The organism is Alkaliphilus pronyensis (genome assembly GCF_009017275.1).
Classification (GTDB): Bacteria; Bacillota; Clostridia; order Peptostreptococcales; family Natronincolaceae; genus Alkaliphilus_C; species Alkaliphilus_C pronyensis.
Map to the genome: position 1 here is coordinate 1 of NZ_WBZC01000065.1, position 18203 is coordinate 18203.

The window sequence follows — 18203 nt, forward strand, 5'->3', positions numbered from 1 at the left end:
ATTAAAATAGATTAACACTACGATTTCCTATTAAGGAGGTTAGTTATGGGTAATGAAAAAATAGTTAATATAAAAAGGATTTCAATGACTTATCATACTTTAGATGGTGAGACAGAAGCCTTAAGGGAGCTCTCCTTTGATGTTGAAAAGGGAGAAATAATTGCTATAGTTGGCCCTAGCGGTTGTGGAAAATCTACTATTCTCTCTATTATAGCGGGACTTATTGAGCCTTCCTCTGGCGAGGTTTTAATAGATGGGGAAAGGGTTAGTCTTGCTAATAAAAGAGTAGGCTATATGTTTCAAGCTGACCATTTATTTCAGTGGAGAACTATTTTAGAAAATGTTTTGATAGGTTTAGAGATACAAAACAATGTTACTGAGGAAAGCATCGCAAGGATAGAAAAGCTCTTAGATACCTATGGACTTGGAGATTTTAAGGGGCATTACCCAAATCAACTATCCGGTGGAATGAGACAAAGAGTTGCCCTCATAAGAACACTGGCTATTGAACCAAATCTTTTATTATTGGATGAACCCTTCTCTGCCTTAGATTATCAAAGTAGACTGGCAGTTAGTGATGATATATCAAAAATTATACGCAGTGAAAAGAAAACAGCAGTTATGGTTACCCATGATATAGCGGAGGCGATATCCATGGCAGATAGAGTAGTTGTTCTTTCTAATCGTCCTGCTATTATTAAAAGCATTTATAATATTAAGCTTTCCTGTGGAGATGGTGAAAAGACTCCTTTAAAATGTAGAGAGGCTCCAGAGTTTAGGCATTATTTTAATAAAATCTGGAAGGAGCTGGATGTTTATGTTAAATAAAAAATCATCCCAAAAATTTAATTCCTCAATAGACCACTATAATTATTTAAGAAAGGTTTATAGAAAAAGATTACATGTAAAGCTTAGCCAATTAGGTTTTTTAATTGGGTTTTTGCTTTTATGGGAACTAGCTGCTAATTTAAGATGGATTGATCCATTTTTTACAAGTAAGCCCTCCTCCATTTTTATTTTAATATATAATTTAGCTTTAGACGGCTCTATTTTTAAGCATACAGGCATTTCTGTATTCGAGGCAATAGTAGGATTTTCATTGGGTACAATTTTAGGTACTTTTATAGCCATACTTTTGTGGTGGTCAGAGTTTTTGGCTAAGGTTTTTGATCCATACTTAGTTGTAGTAAACGCCCTTCCCAAAATTGCTTTGGGTCCTATAATAATAATATGGGCTGGAGCTGGTATTAGTGGTATTATTGTTACCGCCCTAGCAATATCATTGGTGGTTACTATTCTATCTACCTTTAATGGATTTAAGGAGGTGGATGAAGAAAAGATTAAAATGCTTAAAACCTTTGGCGCCACCAAATTACAGATTCTTCAGAAGGCAGTATTGCCAGCCAGTGTACCAAATATGATTAATACTATGAAGATAAATATAGGAATGACTTGGGTTGGAGTTATAGTTGGAGAATTTCTTGTTTCTAAGGCTGGCTTAGGATACTTAATAGTATATGGAGGGCAGGTATTTCGTTTAGATTTGGTTATGGCAGGTGTTATTATTCTAGCTATTGCTACAGCAATTATGTATCAACTAATTGTTAAATTGGAGGAACGGTTTTTAAAGTGGCGACAATAAAAAGCACACCATTGTTATGGTGTGTTCAGACTGATGAAAAAGCCCTATTTTCTTTGTTACTTCAAAATCCTAGCACTCTTACGTAACTTAGAGGCAGGATGCAAGAGGCTAGAGGTGAGAGTTTTTTTATTTTCTCAAGCTTCTAACTTCCAACTTCTAACTTCTAACTTATACGCTGCGATCGCTAGGATTTTTTGCGCCTCGAAACTAAGACTTTTTGATCAGTCTACCATTTTGAAGACTTTGTCTACAATAGAAAGCACACCATAACAATGGTGTGCTTTCTATTTTATATTAATGAAAGCGAAGACTTGCTAGCACTTATTCTTCAAGCAGTTCTAAAAATGTATTAACTATATGGGGGTCAAATTGCTTACCCTTTTCACGAATTAACTCTTCTATAGCATCTGCTTTATCCATTGCTTTTCTATAGGGTCTATCGCTGGTCATGGCATCATATGCATCCACTACAGCTATTACCCTAGCACTTAAAGAAATTTTGTTTTTCTTTAAGCCCTGAGGATACCCTTTTCCATCCCATCGCTCATGATGATGCAGAATAGCTTCTGCAATAACTGCTAATTCTGAGGATGCACTGGCTATACGATACCCAATTTCACTATGTTTTTTCATTATTTGCCACTCTTCACTTGTTAATGGGCCTGGCTTTAATAGAATATGGTCTGGGATAGCAATTTTACCAATATCATGTAGGGCCGCCAACAGACTTAGCTCATTAAGCTGGTTATCATTTAAGCCTAGCTTTTGTCCCAAGCATAAGCTTAGAGTCATTAACCGACTACTATGTTCATCTGTTTCATGGGTTCTTTCCTCAAGTGTTTTTCTTAAGGAGGTGATAATTGAGTTTCTTATGCTTTTACTTTCTAAAAGCTTGTTATCATACATAATGTCTTCTGCTTTTTTACATATTTTATATATGCTTTGCTTTGACTTTGTTTTAGTGGCAACACCCAATGATACGCTTAATTGCAGGGTGTCTTTTGATTCCATCTGACAGCTCTTCTTTATTTCATTACATATCTCAAGTCCTGTAGCTTCATCGGTATATGGTAAAATAACTACAAACTCGTCACCTCCAACTCTAGTGATTATAGCATCTTCTCCACATGTTTTTGTTAGTATACCTGCAATACGTTTTAATATAGTATCTCCTACATCATGACCAAAGGCATCATTTGTCATTTTTAACCCATTAACATCTCCTATTAAAATGCTAACTGGTAAAATATTTTGTTTTTCTATTCTTAATAGCTGGTCTTCAAAGTATGCCCTATTATACAACCCCGTTAAGCTATCATGTCTACTAATGTATAGGATTTGCTCTTCTGCCCTTTTCCTTTCGGTGATATCAGTATATATTCCATAGCCACCTATGACTTTGTTTTCAAAGATTATTGGTACTCCCTTTATACCTACCTCTATGGGTATATCTCCCTTTCCGTATCTTACCGACTCTAATGCCACCTCCTTGCCATCTAATAGGTCATTGGTGAGCTTATTTGCCTCCTCCTTTTTGTAGGTAACTGAAAGAACTCCGTCCAGCTCCTTCCCGTATATTTCATCTATTGTGTACCCAAATAATTTAGTGAAGCTTTCATTAATGTCAATAATATGATGGTCTTTATTAAAGATTACAATTGAATCGGTTGAGTTTTTAAAAAGGGCTTCAAATTGATGCTTCTGTCTTAAAATTTCTTCTTCCGCAGCTGCCATCTGTTCCATAGATGCTTCAAGCTCTTCATTCATGGCTTGAAGCTCCTCCTGATCGTTTCTTATCTTCAAAACAAAAAATTCTATTTTGCTTAGTAGATCATTTATTTTTTCTCCAAGATCCTTCATTATACTTCTTTCCTTTATGTTTAGTCTATAGGAAAGGTCTTTTTCTATGTTTATAGCACTTATACTATTAACTAATTCCAGCAGTGGGCTAGCAATATACCTCCTTTGAAGAAGTAAAAAAACAGAAAAAATTCCAATGGAAAGTGCAACTACTAGGAAAAAAAATAAGGTTAGCTGCTGCGATGAGGCCTGTGCTTCTTCAAGGGAGGTAAAGCTTGCTAGAAGCAAATTGGTTTTTCCTATAGGCATAAATGCCAGATAGCCCTCTTCATCATCTAGTACTATTTTTTCCAATCCAGATTTCTTGTCTAATATCCTATCAATTATTTGTCTATATTGATTTGATGCTTCAGGTAATTCAAGGCTGTCCCTATGAATCAGCTCAGGATGGGCAATTATTTGTCCTGATGAATTAATTAAGAAGGATAAACCATTTTCTTCAAATTTATGTATATAAGTATCAATTAATGTACTCAAGGAAATATCCCCACCAACTACACCTAAAAGATTATTGCCCTTGTCTTTTACAGGCTTAGCAATAGTTACAATTAAATCATTATCACTGGCGTTAACATATACATTAGTTATTATTAAGTCATTTTCTTCTTTAGCCATTTTATACCAAGGTCTATCGGTTAGTACAAAATCCTTTGGAGGAACCCAACCACTTCCATTAATCATTTTGTTGTTTGCTTTTCCATAATAAATAGAAAAAAAATAATTGCTATTATTAAGCTTTTTTTGTATGTAGCTTAGGAGTTCAGCATCATCCCAGTTGTGTAGCTCAATAAAATCTACAATATCAACTATAACGCTGCTATTAGCTAATACCAAGCTGTTTATCTCTGCTTGTAGCTTCTCTAGTGAGAGTCTAGTGTTTATCTCTATCTCTTTACTTACTACATTTTCCGAATATTTATACTGACTATATGCTAAGGTAGTCATAACTACTACCATAAGTATTAATACTATATAAAACCGCATAAATATTTTGCGCATAAAATATCACCTGCTTAAAAGAATTTAAAAATAAAAAACATTTTGTCAATCATTTCGACAAAATGTTTTTCAATCCTTCATAAATAATAATTATTTTTCAGCATCTATGTTTGCTTAAGAGGTCATAAATTCACTTTTTACCTGTTGTATTTCATTTTGCTGAGCAGGTTGTGCAGATTTATAATAGCCTTTTTGCTCTGCCATCTGATAAAGCTTATATTGGCTCTGCTCATCTCTATTTCTAATTTGTATTAGCTCTTGTCTTAGCTGCATATTGCTGGTTTGTGATATTGTATTGGCGTAGCCTGTTAAACTACTATTTATCATTGATAACACATCATTTACCATATCTTTTTCCCTCATTGTTTAGCCTCCTTTATCTTAGATAAGATATTAGTTTTTGTTTAGTATTTCTTGCTTCCTGGGCACCCTGCTGTAAATATTGCTTAATTTGTTGATCTGTACACTGCTGGGCGTAGGCCTCCAGCTTATTTGCTGTTGTTTCATGGGAGCCAATTAGGTGTCTTAGGTTTTGTAACTCAAGTTCATTTAGTTGTGTCATTTTAATAACTCCTTTCTTTTTTTAGTTCATTAAGTATTATGGATTTTTTTTATGTTTTTATTCTTTAAAAATTTCTATTTTAATTTTTTTTAGTAGCATTAATAGGTATATGACATATGCGAAATAATCATAAAAACTGTATTGTTATCAAAATGTATTCCTAATAGTATTGCAGATTCAATTAAGCAAGAATATAATAGAAGGAGTGGATAACTGTGAGCAAAGTAACAAGTTTAATTCTGTTACCCGAGAAAGTGTCTCTACATATATAAAAGAGGCGCATGATGTTCAAAGTTATGAAATGTATGGCGAGAAAGAAACTATTATATAGGTGATAATTTTACAGTTGTAACTGAAGGAAATAGAAATGGATCAGAGTTAGTGCTTGATGGATTAAATCAATCAGAGCTAGAAGCCCTAAGCGGTGACTTGACCTATTTTGGAACAAAGAATAGAGAATATGATGTTGGAGGATTGATTGCTATTGAAACGTGAAGATATTGTTATGGTTATAAGTTCAATTTTTGTCATTCTAGTTGCAAGCCTTGTAACATCAATGCTGGAATTGAATAGTATCCTTGAAAATATTATGATTGACAATCTAATTTTAGGTTATTTATTAACTTTATGTATAATCGCCTTTGTTCTTACACCTATCGTAATTATTAATAAACGAATATATACATCAAAAGAGGAAAATAAAGTAAAGCTCACCAAGGATCAAAAAAAAAGATTAGCTGGTGGTATTGCTTTATTTGGATTTGTAGTGTTATTGGTGACGGGTAATCCTCCTGTTTCATATGTGTTTACTTACAGTAGTTACAACAATGCCCTTGGATTTATTGTTAGAGCAGTTTACTATACAATTATAGCCACATTTGTATCCTGGTATTATTATAAAATCGTTAATGAGAGTGAAGGAGAATAGGCGAACTTTATTTTAGGATTTTGAAGTAACAAAGAAAATAGGGCTTTTTCATTAGTCTGAACACACCATTAATGTGGTGTGTTCTTTATGCTCCTAATGAATATATATCGGAAAACTCTACTTTAATCTTCTCAACGCTTCTATCAATATTATACTCTTTATATACAATATCTTCTTCTTCATAGAATTTAACTGGTACACTAATTACAAATTCTGTTCCCTGATTTAAGGTACTATTTACCTTTATTGTTCCACCATGTAATTCCACCAAAGATTTAACTATAGATAGCCCAATACCACTGCCCTCATGGTTTCTTGTTAATGATTTATCCACCTGTGTGAAGCGGTCAAAGATTATATCTAGCTTGTCCTTTGGTATACCTATTCCTGTATCCTTTATTATTATTTCAATATTCTCACCATTGTCATTTACTATTACAGTTATTTCATCCTGTTTATTTGAGAACTTAACGGCATTAGACAGTAGGTTTAGAACAATTCTTTCCACTGCATTTGGATCTAAGGTCATAATTTTTTCTTGACGATTTGCGAAAAAATTCACCTTTATGGATTTATCCTTAATATGCTCTTTAACTGATAATGTGATGCTTCTAATTAGTCCAATTATATCAGTATTATATAGCTGTAGGTGAAAATAGTTTGAATCAAGCTTTGTAATATCAATAATATTATCAACTAATCTAGTTATTCTATTACAGTTTTGCTTAAGTATTTTAATCTTTTTATTATTAGCTACACTCATATTATCATCTAGCTCTAATAGCTGAATAGTACTATAAATCAGATTAATTGGCGTTTTCATTTCATGGGATATATTTGCGAAAAATTCTGTTTTCACTTTGTCATATTCAATAGCAGTTTCTATTTGTCTCTCTAAATCCTTTGCTCTCTTACGATGGGTAATATCCCTAACAACACTTAAGATTAGTCCTTCATCCAGCTCAAAAATGGACATAGCTGCAAACTCTACGTCAACAATTTTTTTATCTATTCTAACAAGCTTCAGTTTACCAAGACTTGTAATTGAGTTGTAGGTAAATACATTCCCAATATTCTCCTTAAATTTCTGTCGGTATTCTTGGTCTATAAAATCTAATATCTCCATATTAGCTATATCCTCTGGAGCCTTTAATCCCAACAATTCTGCCCCCTTATAGTTAGTATAAAAAAACTTATTTGCATTGTGTATAAAAACTGCATCTGGCAGGAGTGTAATTAGTTTTTGATATTTATTTTTACTGTTTTGCAGTTCCCTCTCAGATTGCTTTCGTGTAACAACTTCCTTTTCAAGCTTTTTATTAACAGTGCTTAGCTTTTCAACCAAATGGTTGCTTCCCTGTAAAAAAGAGTCATTAAGGCTTACCTTAATTATTGCATTGCCTATTAAATAAAGGGCTGCTAATTGCAACAGGTATGCAAATATTTTAAAAGAGTTTGATTGGTTATTAGAAAGCACATAGAAAACTTCAGAAAATGTACTTGCATATATGGATATACCAATATAAATATATGTATAATCTAAAAAGTGTTTTTTCCCTTTAGCCAGTAATAATAAACTGGTAATCAACACAAGAATAATAATTACAGATGCAGTATTTATTATAGTAAGGTTATCGATATTAGTGCTAATAGCCTCTCCATTAATTAAGAAGGTTGAAATAATAAAAAATAAGACACTATATATTATAACAACATAAAGATGTTTCTTGTAATTATAAATGAGAAGCATTGTAAGCTTTCCTATTGCCATTAAAAGCCTTTTTGTAGTCATTAATAGGCTTTGGTTGATATTTAATTGGCTTTGAAAAATATATACCCCTTCATGTGTAATTAAGCTTAATATTTGAAGACCTATTATTGATGCAATTACTATTCCAAAAAAAGCAAGGTAGTTTTCCGTTGATTTATTATAGAAGTTAATAATTGTGAAAAAAATCAATAGGCTAATAACTAAATAAATAAACTCTATAACAAAATAAAACATTGTATAGTTTTTCATGCTTAGTACTATTGCAACTGGTGATAATAGAAAAAACAATATAATTTTTCTATATATGTTATCGCCTTTATCTTGTAGAAAATCCCATTGCATTTAACTCTATCCCCCTAAAATACCTTAGAAATCAATGGTTGATTCCCAGTTATTGTTATGCTAATCAACTGAAAAATAAAGAAGCAAGATTATATGCTCCTTTATTTTTTTAGTCTTATTGTAGCATGTATATCATTTATTATTAAACCTCCAATTATATCGGTTTTAAATAGCCTCAGCTCATGTCCCCTGTTAAGCTTCTATTGGTGAAAATTATCCCCAATAATGTTATCAAATCTACTACTAATTGTAAAATTCAAGTAATTTTTCGAATAACTAACTATTCTATAAAAAAACATTTTTTCCTTTTACAAATTCTATATTATTTTTAAAAAACAAGTTTTTATTAAGTATACAGTCTATTGCTTTCCCGGGAAATACAAAGATGTTGAAATGCAATATTAAAGAGGATATTATTCTTTAAAGAATAATATCCTCTTTAATTATTTAAATAATCCCTTTTTCTTTTCCTTTATAAATATCCCCTTTAAAACCCCTAGTAAGCTTAATACATCTCCTATTGGTTCCAATATATCCCGAGAAAGGATTTGAGCAGTTGCAGCCGCATAACCAACTGTTTCTTCTATATTTTTTGCAGCCCCTTGAAAATGCTTCATCTCTTCATTTGCCTTATATGTAATTTCATCTACATTTTTTAATATTTTGGGCATACTGTCTAGGGATTCATTTATATTTTTTTCATTTTTCGCTAACATATCCTTTATTTGCTTAATAATGTCATTAAGCTTTAATAATATTACAATAGTTATTCCAAATCCTATTAGTGCTAATGGAATAAGGATAATTGCCACCAACACCCAAATATCAATATACATTTTATTCCCTCCAATATTTTATCATTTGCATTAAAATAGTTTAATCAACTTTTTCTTCAGGCTTATCTTCTTCTGTGGCTTCAGCATTACATTTACATTTAAATTTATCCTTAACAGTCATAAGCTTATCGTTTATTGTCTCCTTATGCTCCTCCATAAAACCCTCGAACTTCTGTTTTCCTTCTACCATGTTATTTTCTAAAATATCCTTTGCTTTTTCCAGCTCCTTCTTTGCCCTTCTTCTTGTGTTTTCACCTTTGTCTGGTGCAAAAAATATACCTGCTAAGCCTCCAATAAAGGACCCTATTGCTAGTCCCTTAGCAACGCCCTTAGCCCTCTCTTTAGCCCTTTCTCTTTTAGCTCTTTCCGGGTCGAGGATTTTTTTTATGGCTTCTACCTTTTCTTCAATTTTTCCTATATTCATCCCTAATCTCTCCTTTTCTTATTATAGTTTTATTTATACCCACAAAAAATTTACTAAAACTTTATACTAATACTACATTATTCTATTCCCAGTATTAATTTCCTTTTATTTCACATAATTTTTAATTATAAACCCAGCTTAGCTAAGCTGGGTTCTAGTATTAACTATATTCAATATTTTAAAAGCCATTTACCTCTACTAATAGGTTTCTTTTATAAATTATATATGCTGCCTTAAGCTGCATAATTAAATCTGTCATTTCTAATTGAAGACTGGAAACTGCATCATAGTTGTCTTTTTCAATAGCCTCTCTAATTACTGTAAATATTGATTTATAGGTTAGGCTATCCTTCATTAGCTTATTTCTTAATGCATTAATTTTTTCCCAATTAACTACGTCTAAATCCGTTACATTATCTATATCCTTTATCTTTTTACAATGCCTTACTATATCCATATTATTAGGTATAATTCTTCCAGTTAGTTCTGTTATCCACTGATCTAGCATAGCCACCCTATATGAATTTATTATAGCCTCATTAAAAACAGAGCCTTTATATAAAACTGAAGTTTTTTCTGGATTATTTATAAAGCCCTTTAAATTTTCCCAAACAGTAGCTGGAGGTTTTGTAAACAATCTATTTCTTTCTTCCTCAGTATAGTCTTCAAATACATCCTTTTCGCTGCGATATGCCCGTTCCTTTTCTAAGTAAAGCTTATCCTCTCCTGCATCCTTTGAGAACTCAAGCTCCAACTCTTTACTTGTTAGCCTATTGGAAACTGCATACTCAATACCATCCAACATCCCTAGATAACATGCACCAACATACAAATAGGTATTCGATATAGGATTAGGGGATCTTAATTCGTATCTTGTTGATAGTGGGTTATTTACATCTCTTACTAGCCCAATTAAAACTGTTCTATTTCTTGATGGAAAATCTACTCCATGACCCACTGAGCCAACTACACATACTGGTGCTTCGTAGCCTGGCTTTAATCTATTAAAGGCATCATTGGTTGATGTTACAAAGGGATTTATAACCTCATAATTTTTAAGTAGCCCCATTAAAGCACCCCAACCAACTGAACTAACATACTCATCCTTAGACTTAGCAGTAAACAGGTTTTTTATTTTACCATTCTTTAGCTTTACACTGGCACCCATATGGGTATGCTTACCACTACCTGCAACGCCTTCAATTGGCTTAGCTCTAAATGTAACCTCTAGCCCATATCTTTCGAAGGTCTCTTCAATAAACTCTCTTATAAATAACTCATTGTCAGCACATTGTAAAGCTGTGCTATATTTCCAGTCTACTTCTAGCTGTTCCATGACGTGATTTAGCTTGCCTGAGCCAGTGATTTTCGCTGTAACTCCTCCAACCTCTTTATGTCCCATTTCAGGCTCGAAGCCATAGGCTTCTAAAAGTAGCATTGTTTCCTCTAATGCTGATCTGACAGAGCCCTTTGTACGCTTCCAATACTGCTCCTTTAGCATTTGGGAGGTGGATAGCTTTTCTTCATCAGCTAAATCCTCTGGGGTTTTAACCCAGAACTCCAGCTCTGTTGCTGTAGTTAAGGATATTTCTTGAATATCGTCATATGAATCTATACCAAATTCATTAAGTAAATGGGGATAGTCCCTAAATAGCCTCATTAATTGATCGCTAAAATAATCTACGGTTCGCATTAATACTGCTCTTGAATCCACCAGTCTATGATTATGCTCTAAAAAGGATGGGATCCTTAATGTCCCAACAGGAAGTCCTGTTTTTTCATCAAGGTACTCGTAATTATAATCTATAAACCAATTAACACTTAAATCTGGAATAATATCTACCCTTGCATTGTTTAATGTTGCAATATCATGTAGCACAACACTGGAGCCGTCAGTTTGAACTCCCACCCTTAGGAAACCTTCTATATCCTCTAAAAATAAAGATATGGGTATTTTTTCGTCTGTACTGTTTCCTCCAAGATCTACTCCAACTAAAGAAACAAACTTAATTGAAGGGTGTGCCTTTAATATTTTTGTCAAGGTTTTTGAATCATGGGTCCAGGGTGGTAAAAAATAAATTAATGGTTTAGACAATAATTCTTCTAGGTTTTTTGTCATAAATATTCCTCCTATTACGAACTATATATTGTGTTTAGTTCTTTTTATTTGTATAATGTCGAAGATTTTTCTTGTTATTTTAATTTTAATATTGATTATACAGTAGTTCACTAGGTATGTAAACAGTTATAATGTAAAAGTATTAATTTAAATTTAAATTTATACATTTATTACATATTAAAATTTAATAGTATTTTAACCCTATCAAGCTTAAATAACCCTGTGATTTATTAATAAAACCTTATAAATCCCTTTACTAAACAACTTTAACCACATATTGCACTTTAGTCCCTTTAGTAATTAATATCAGCTATAAAAAAAACCAAATATTGTATTTGGTATATAAGTAATATATTATTTATTCTATTCTACTCTTTTTCTATTAGTTCCACTTCAATTAACCTAACTATAGCATCAATAGCCTTTTCTTCGTCAGGTCCATCTGCTTGAAGAATAAGCTCTTGGCCCTTAAGTGCCCCCATACTAAGAACATTCATAATGCTCTTGCAATTAAATAAATTTTTATCCTTAATAAAATAAATGTCTGATTTGAAGCCAGTTGCAGCTTTTACAACTAAGCTTGCAGGTCTTGCATGTAGTCCTATTTCGTTTTGTATTATTACTTTTTTTTCTATCAAGCTAATACCTCCTATTCTATTCCCAATACAAAATATATAATTTTTTATATCCCTTTTTATTAATATATAATATACTTCGGCTTATGTCTACTTTATGTTTTGTTTTACAAGTTATTACTATGTAATACCTGTATAAATAAATCAACTAGATATGGGTCAAATTGTGTACCACTATTATTCTTAAGCTCAGCTATGGCTTTATCCTTATTTATTGCACTACGATATGCTCTAAAGGAGGTCATGGCATCATAAGCATCTGCTATAGAAACTATTCTTGCAAGAATAGGAATATCATTTCCTTTTAACCCATCAGGGTACCCTAATCCATCATAACGCTCGTGATGGTTTCGTACAATGGGTAAGGAGTCCCTTAAAAACTTTAGTCCCTTTATTAGCTCTTCACCTTTTTGAGGATGCTCCTTTATTAATTGATATTCTTCTGGGGTAAGAGCAGCTTTTTTTAGTACTATATCATCAGAAACACCCATTTTTCCAATATCATGTAATATACTACCATATCTAAGTATATTTAATTGATCATTGGATAAGTCAATTTTATTACCTAAGGCTAGGCTATATTTCATTACTCTTTCGCTATGACCTTTCATATAGCTGTCCTTTAGCTCCATTCCCTTTATAAGGGCTACAATTACTTCAAAATATGTATCTTCTATTTGGTTTATCAGCTGGCTATTTTGCAGGGCAATTGATACCATTTTAGATATCTGCTTTAAAAAGGGTATGTAGCCGAGGTTAATGTTATAGGCCCTATAGCTTATAATACCAATAACATCATTATTATCGTTAAATATAGGGATTTGTAATAGTACTTTAAATTTTTCATCCTCATGGAACCTAACAACATACCTCTCATCTTCAAAAACATTTGGTATAAACAGGTCGGTTTTATTCTCCAGCATCCATTGAAATGTTCCTTTATCTGCAGGAAAGTTCATATGTGAAACCTCTTCCTCTGTGTAGTTTAAGGAGGATTTCACCTTAAAGCTATGGTCTTCCTTATCATATAAAAACAGGGTTGATTTATCCGCCTGTACCATCTCCTGTGTATGAACTAATATAGTTTCAACCAAAGTTTCATTATCTGTAACTGAGTATAGTATTTCTCCCAACTGATTAATTAGTTTTTGCCTTTGAAGGTTACTTGCTATTTCCTCATGGGCCCACACAAGCTTTTGATTCGTCTGCATTATTTCTTCTGAGCTTGCTGCTAACTCCTCATTTAATGCTTGTAGTTCTTCATCTCTAAGACAAATTGCCTCTACTGTTTTATTAAACTGTTGTGCTATATCACTTATTTCGTTATTTCTATTTATTTCCACCTGAAGCATATAGTTACCCTCTTCTACCTTCTGCATATCTTCAATGAGCTTTCTAATTTGCTTTAAAAAGATTTTTATGCCTGTAGACATAGCTAATATTAATAGTATAAGTACAATAATTAAGGATATTGCTGAATTAGTAAATAGCTCTACTACAGGCCTATATATAACCCCTTCATCAACAGTAATTACAATTCCCCAGTCTGCCTCCCTTAGGCTTGTATAAAAGGCAATTTTTTTATTGTCATCATTGTCTTTATAGTGTAGATATCCACCATCTTTATTTTTAACCAGCTCTTCAGAAAGCCTTAGACATAAATCTTTAGAAAGTATTTCCTTCTGCTCTGTATACACCTCACCAAAGGGTTCACATAAAAAGCCATATCCATGCCCGTTTATTTTTAATTTACTTATTAATTCTTCAATATCCTCCATTAAAATGGTACCAATAATTAAGCCATTAATACTTGTGTTTTCATATATAGGCACAGCAACAACAACCTGATAAGCCTCATCAGATTTTGAATAAAGGGGTGAAGAAACTACTATATCACCTGTATTAAATGCCCTAGATACGTATTGTCTATCGGATAAATCTCCCTTTTTATTTGTTCCTGTTATATGATATGTGGCATCTGGATAAACCAGCCCAATTTTTTGAAAAACACTATCCTTTAAACGAAGCTCTACTTCAGGCTTAATTTCTTGCCAATCTAAATCCTTTATATAATTCTGCTTACTCATCTCTACTAATTGATACTTTCCCTCTAACAAAAGGGCCTCTAGCTCACTCACCTGTGTATTAATATTAACTATTGCACTCTTATGCTCAGCTTCAATAACATAATTGCGTATGCTGCTAAAGCCCATTCCCCAAAGAATAGCAAAACCCATAAGTAGTATCATTAAATTATAAAAGGGTATTTTATATTTTAGCTTCATAGTAAACTCCAGTCTGTCGAATTATGTATTAAAAATCTATTATTAATTTCTTTTATTCTTTTTTTTTTTACAAAATCCTGCCTTTATTAGTAAAATTAAAAAAAGCCCTTTGGGGCTTCTTTGTTAAATAAACTTTATCCACTTCATTTCTAAAATTGATATGTCGTCCTTTATATAGGGTTGGCTTCTTGAAAGCTTTTTAAGGTTCAATGTAAAAAGATGATTTTCAAAGTTAATTTCTCTTTTAATATGCTCCATTAGTCCTTCATATTCTAATGTTTTCCCCTCTTCATCCTTTATTTCCATCAGTCCATCTGTATAAACAATAATTGTATCCCCTGTATCTAGGCAAACTGTTTTTTCTTCATAGCCTTCAGCAAACTCAAAGCCTACTGGGGTTCCATAGCCATCCAGCTCATACATACCTCCATCATTCTTTATAAGTATAGGAGCTGGGTGGGCTGCTCTTACATATTTTAATACTCCTGTTTTTACGTTCAGCACCATATAGAAAATTGTAAAATAATGCTTATATTTATTAAAGGGAAACCTTTCATTTAAATAGTTAATAACCTCTATTGGTGATAAAATCTCATAAAATGGGAATTCATTAATCTTCCTCTTGAGTGGAGAACCCCTTTCCACATCAAGAATTAAAAATTCTGACAATGCAACCACCAGCATAGAAGAGGCTACCCCATGACCCATTACGTCTATCATATATAAGCCCATATGGTCGTCGTCCAACATAAAGGCATCAAAGATGTCTCCACCTACTTTACCTGAAGGTTGAAAGTGCCAAACAAAGGAGCAATTGGGTATGCTGCCCAGGCTTTTTGGAATAAGTGCCTCTTGAATTTTAGCTGCTAAGTTCAGGTTCCGTTCAAGCTCGTTTTTTTGATTTTGTATGACTGAAATGCTTTCTTCAAGTGCTTTTTGAGAAGACTTAAGCTTTCTTTGAAGCTTTACTATTTTAAATTGGTTTTTTATTTTTAATATTAACTCTGATTCATGATATGGCTGTTCTATATAATCATTAACTTCATGATTTATAAAGTCAATTTTATACTTTTCAGCTGTACCATTGAACTGAACTATAAAGGGAATTTCCTTTAGAATACTATGTTCTTTTATTTCTTTAAAGATCTCTACTCCATTATGCTTACCCTCATAGCTGTTGAGTATAATTAAATCCGGCATAATTCTTAATATATTGTCTAAGGTCTCATCTTCTATTGGAGCTTGAATTACCTCATATCCATATCTTCTTAATAAGTTCTTCATAAAGCACCCTGTATTTTCTCTAGGCTGAAGTATTAATATCTTAATTGAAATCAATTGTAATCCCCCCATTAATTGCTGTTCATCTCAGCGGCGTTACTAACACTCCCGCTTCTTAAGCGGGAGATAAGTGCCGCCAAGCTTCGAAATAAGGGCAACTAGAGTTCAGGTGGAGTTAAAGCTCCATCTGAACTAAGTTTTCTTTATAACAAGCCTCGGTTAAAAACACACAATTAATTATATATAGCTAGATTATTATATTATAACACAAATATTGGCACTTATTTTGATATGTCGAAGAAAATTTATTTAATATAAGTGATGAAACACAAATAAGGAGCAGTTTGCTCCCTATTCTTCAACTACTGTCTTTATAAAAAGTGTTAGCTCCTTAAGTAGGTCTCGTTTTATGTTTTTGCCCTTTATTTTCACAATAGGTCGTAAGGGAAAACCTTTTTGAAAGTCTATCACGGTTCCTTCTTCTCCATTGCTTAACATCACCTTTGTGCCTATTGGATAAATAGCTATATTAAATACAAATTTTCTTGTAAGCTCTCTATCTATATGGCTATCCACAATACTCATTAAATACTCAATTCCTCTATGGGGTAATACTCCCTTTCTATAAACCCTATCGGAGGTTATATCATTATATATATCACAAATAGCAATAATTCTAGTAAATAAGTGAATGCTATTGCCCTTTACTCCCCTTGGATACCCGTTACCATCTAACCTCTCATGATGCTCCCATGCGATTTTAGCCATTTCCTTACTATAGCCTAGCTCATCTTTAACTATATTATAGCCGAAGGTTGTATGCTTTTTCATTAGCTCCATCTCTTCATAGGTTAGCTTGGATGGTTTAGTTAATATATTATCTTCTATTCTTATCTTCCCGATATCATGAAGTAAAGCTGCAAGGGCAATTATTCTTAAATAGTTCTTGTCCAGCTTTAATGTCTCTCCCATTATTATTGCATATATTGCTACATCTATTGAGTGTACATATGTATAATAATCTTTTTTACGAATACCTTCTATACCTAAATATACTTGCTTATGCTGTGTTATACAGTTTACAAGATCATTGGCAATTTCATTAATAACCTTCTTATTAAAGGCATGATTATTTTTAATGTTATCCATTTGCTTACTAAACTCATTAAAGGAGTTATGGTATACCTTTTGAATAGCTTCAATCTCCTTAACTATTTCATCGCTTATATCTGGATAGTCATCTAAATTGGGATTAAATATAGCAGCTTCAGTATAAAAGCAGTCTATATTATTCATTAAGAGCTTTTTCCTTAAGGCAGCTGTCATTTGTGTTTCCTTCTTAATTAACACTGCTCCGTGTTTGCTATAAAAATCCTTTGGAATTGGTTCGCCATCCTTCAACTGAGATAAATAGACTTTTTTCACTAACACCCTCCTCCTTAAAGGACTTTAAAATAGTAATTTTACTGGCGCAGTAGCTGATATCCCCTTACTAATTTTGTCATTGCAATTATATCACAAACATTTTGTCAAATAAAGTAGAATATGGTTTATCTAGCCTAGGGTCTATATAGCTGTTTATTATACTTAGCCAGCTGTTTAGCTATTTATATGGGTGTTATATAATATCTAATTGTCATCTATTACAAAGGACTTTAATAACCTCTTTCCTCTTATTACGGTTTTCAAGTAATATTTTGTAGGTATCGTCTGCTTTAGTTCTACTTAATATGCTTTCTTTAATATTTACTTTTTCCTTTAAAGGCTTTCTTTCCTTAAACATATTTACCACTCCTAAAATTTTATCTCAGCGGCGTTACTAACACTCTCTCTTTTTAAGCTAGAGATAAGTGCCGCCAAGCTTAGAAATAAGTACAACTATAGTTCAGGTGGAATTAAAACTCCATCTGAACTAAGTTTTCTTTATAATTGTATTATATTTATGCTTGTTTTTGTATATTAATACATACATTTATTATATTTGTTTTAAAATCCACTGTCAAGGAAACCATGGATTATTGTATGTTTTACATGTGTTTATTATTATTATGCTAAAAAAAAATGTGTATAATACACATATTGTATAACACACATTTTTTTCTATATTTATGGTTCTCTTACATCAAAAAGCTGATCCCTTGAAAGCTGAAGCATATTATAGGTTTCTACACCCACAACTCCATCTGCAATTAAATTAAAATCCCTTTGAAAATTCGACACTGCCTCTTTGATTTCTTCATCATATACACCATCAATTTCGCCTGTGTAGTAGCCAAGCTCCGTCAATATTGTTTTAACTGAAAAAACGTCTTGACCTGGTTCTACACCAATATCTAATATTCTACCAGTCATGTTATCACCTGTTATTCTAACTGGCGTACCTAGTGGAACAATATCATATAACTCTTCAACATCTTCGTTATACATTCTAATACAGCCTCTACTTGCTGCTGTACCTATAGATTCTGGTGTGTCGGTACCATGAATGCCATATCCACCCCAGGGTATGTTCCAATAGG

The 18203-nt window shown here is 32.5% G+C and carries 16 protein-coding genes; 3 read left to right on the forward strand and 13 right to left on the reverse strand.

Going from position 1 to position 18203, the window contains the following annotated elements:
• Nucleotides 1-45 precede the first annotated feature (45 nt).
• Together F8154_RS13700 and F8154_RS13705 are read left to right on the forward strand one after the other, a co-directional pair.
• Entirely contained in the window at nt 46-828 is a 783-nt protein-coding gene (locus tag F8154_RS13700; RefSeq protein ID WP_151862189.1) for an ABC transporter ATP-binding protein, read from the forward strand.
• On the forward strand, nt 818-1642 hold the full coding sequence (locus tag F8154_RS13705) for an ABC transporter permease (RefSeq protein WP_151862190.1): 825 nt from the start codon (nt 818-820) through the stop codon (nt 1640-1642). Before F8154_RS13700 ends, F8154_RS13705 begins: the two co-directional genes overlap by 11 nt.
• 321 nt (nt 1643-1963) lie before the next feature.
• Here the strand turns inward: F8154_RS13705 and F8154_RS13710 are convergent, their stop codons facing one another.
• From F8154_RS13710 to F8154_RS13720, 3 genes are all read right to left on the reverse strand, one after another.
• Nucleotides 1964-4501 carry an HD domain-containing phosphohydrolase gene (locus F8154_RS13710; protein WP_151862191.1) on the reverse strand — a complete coding sequence of 846 codons (2538 nt, stop codon included), beginning with the start codon at nt 4499-4501 and terminating at the stop codon, nt 1964-1966.
• Between the two features lie 114 nt (nt 4502-4615).
• On the reverse strand, nt 4616-4864 hold the full coding sequence (locus tag F8154_RS13715; RefSeq protein ID WP_151862192.1) for a spore coat protein: 249 nt from the start codon (nt 4862-4864) through the stop codon (nt 4616-4618).
• Nucleotides 4865-4877: 13 nt separating this feature from the next.
• A complete protein-coding gene (locus F8154_RS13720) occupies nt 4878-5063 on the reverse strand; it encodes a hypothetical protein (protein WP_151862193.1) in 186 nt (61 codons plus the stop codon).
• A gap of 484 nt (nt 5064-5547) precedes the next feature.
• Here F8154_RS13720 and F8154_RS13725 point away from each other — a divergent pair, with 484 nt between their 5' ends.
• Nucleotides 5548-5991, forward strand: a complete 444-nt coding sequence (locus F8154_RS13725) for a hypothetical protein (protein WP_151862194.1) — start codon at nt 5548-5550, stop codon at nt 5989-5991.
• Between the two features lie 85 nt (nt 5992-6076).
• Here the strand turns inward: F8154_RS13725 and F8154_RS13730 are convergent, their stop codons facing one another.
• The 10 genes from F8154_RS13730 to F8154_RS13770 all read right to left on the reverse strand — a co-directional run.
• Nucleotides 6077-8104 carry an MASE3 domain-containing sensor histidine kinase gene (locus F8154_RS13730; RefSeq protein ID WP_151862195.1) on the reverse strand — a complete coding sequence of 676 codons (2028 nt, stop codon included), beginning with the start codon at nt 8102-8104 and terminating at the stop codon, nt 6077-6079.
• 443 nt (nt 8105-8547) lie between these two features.
• A complete protein-coding gene (locus F8154_RS13735; protein WP_151862196.1) occupies nt 8548-8940 on the reverse strand; it encodes a hypothetical protein in 393 nt (130 codons plus the stop codon).
• A 40-nt stretch (nt 8941-8980) separates the two neighbouring features.
• Nucleotides 8981-9364 (reverse strand): YtxH domain-containing protein, encoded by a 384-nt coding sequence (locus tag F8154_RS13740; protein ID WP_151862197.1) that lies wholly within the window; start codon nt 9362-9364, stop codon nt 8981-8983.
• A gap of 178 nt (nt 9365-9542) precedes the next feature.
• Nucleotides 9543-11483, reverse strand: a complete 1941-nt coding sequence (locus tag F8154_RS13745; RefSeq protein WP_151862198.1) for a type I glutamate--ammonia ligase — start codon at nt 11481-11483, stop codon at nt 9543-9545.
• Between the two features lie 368 nt (nt 11484-11851).
• On the reverse strand, nt 11852-12121 hold the full coding sequence (locus tag F8154_RS13750; RefSeq protein ID WP_151862199.1) for an HPr family phosphocarrier protein: 270 nt from the start codon (nt 12119-12121) through the stop codon (nt 11852-11854).
• A 104-nt stretch (nt 12122-12225) separates the two neighbouring features.
• Complete coding sequence (locus F8154_RS13755; RefSeq protein ID WP_151862200.1) at nt 12226-14403, reverse strand: HD domain-containing phosphohydrolase; 2178 nt, start codon at nt 14401-14403, stop codon at nt 12226-12228.
• 123 nt (nt 14404-14526) lie between these two features.
• Nucleotides 14527-15741 carry a fused response regulator/phosphatase gene (locus F8154_RS13760; RefSeq protein WP_151862201.1) on the reverse strand — a complete coding sequence of 405 codons (1215 nt, stop codon included), beginning with the start codon at nt 15739-15741 and terminating at the stop codon, nt 14527-14529.
• A gap of 294 nt (nt 15742-16035) precedes the next feature.
• The gene (locus tag F8154_RS13765) at nt 16036-17109 is read right to left on the reverse strand and encodes an HD-GYP domain-containing protein (protein ID WP_151862202.1); all 1074 of its coding nucleotides are present in this window, start codon (nt 17107-17109) and stop codon (nt 16036-16038) included.
• 211 nt (nt 17110-17320) lie between these two features.
• Nucleotides 17321-17467, reverse strand: coding sequence for a hypothetical protein (locus tag F8154_RS15225; protein ID WP_192930310.1), 147 nt, complete (start codon nt 17465-17467; stop codon nt 17321-17323).
• Between the two features lie 323 nt (nt 17468-17790).
• A partial coding sequence (locus tag F8154_RS13770) for a L,D-transpeptidase family protein (protein ID WP_151862203.1) occupies nt 17791-18203 on the reverse strand: 413 nt, incomplete at its 5' end.

Bases quoted from the DNA above. Each gene is read 5' to 3' on its own strand.
- F8154_RS13755 (WP_151862200.1), bottom strand. From the start codon at position 14,403: ATGAAGCTAAAATATAAAATACCCTTTTATAATTTAATGATACTACTT.
- F8154_RS13705 (WP_151862190.1), top strand. From the start codon at position 818: ATGTTAAATAAAAAATCATCCCAAAAATTTAATTCCTCAATAGACCAC.
- F8154_RS13735 (WP_151862196.1), bottom strand. From the start codon at position 8,940: ATGTATATTGATATTTGGGTGTTGGTGGCAATTATCCTTATTCCATTA.
- F8154_RS13720 (WP_151862193.1), bottom strand. From the start codon at position 5,063: ATGACACAACTAAATGAACTTGAGTTACAAAACCTAAGACACCTAATT.
- F8154_RS13710 (WP_151862191.1), bottom strand. From the start codon at position 4,501: ATGCGCAAAATATTTATGCGGTTTTATATAGTATTAATACTTATGGTA.
- F8154_RS15225 (WP_192930310.1), bottom strand. From the start codon at position 17,467: ATGTTTAAGGAAAGAAAGCCTTTAAAGGAAAAAGTAAATATTAAAGAA.
- F8154_RS13715 (WP_151862192.1), bottom strand. From the start codon at position 4,864: ATGAGGGAAAAAGATATGGTAAATGATGTGTTATCAATGATAAATAGT.
- F8154_RS13745 (WP_151862198.1), bottom strand. From the start codon at position 11,483: ATGACAAAAAACCTAGAAGAATTATTGTCTAAACCATTAATTTATTTT.
- F8154_RS13700 (WP_151862189.1), top strand. From the start codon at position 46: ATGGGTAATGAAAAAATAGTTAATATAAAAAGGATTTCAATGACTTAT.
- F8154_RS13730 (WP_151862195.1), bottom strand. From the start codon at position 8,104: ATGCAATGGGATTTTCTACAAGATAAAGGCGATAACATATATAGAAAA.
- F8154_RS13740 (WP_151862197.1), bottom strand. From the start codon at position 9,364: ATGAATATAGGAAAAATTGAAGAAAAGGTAGAAGCCATAAAAAAAATC.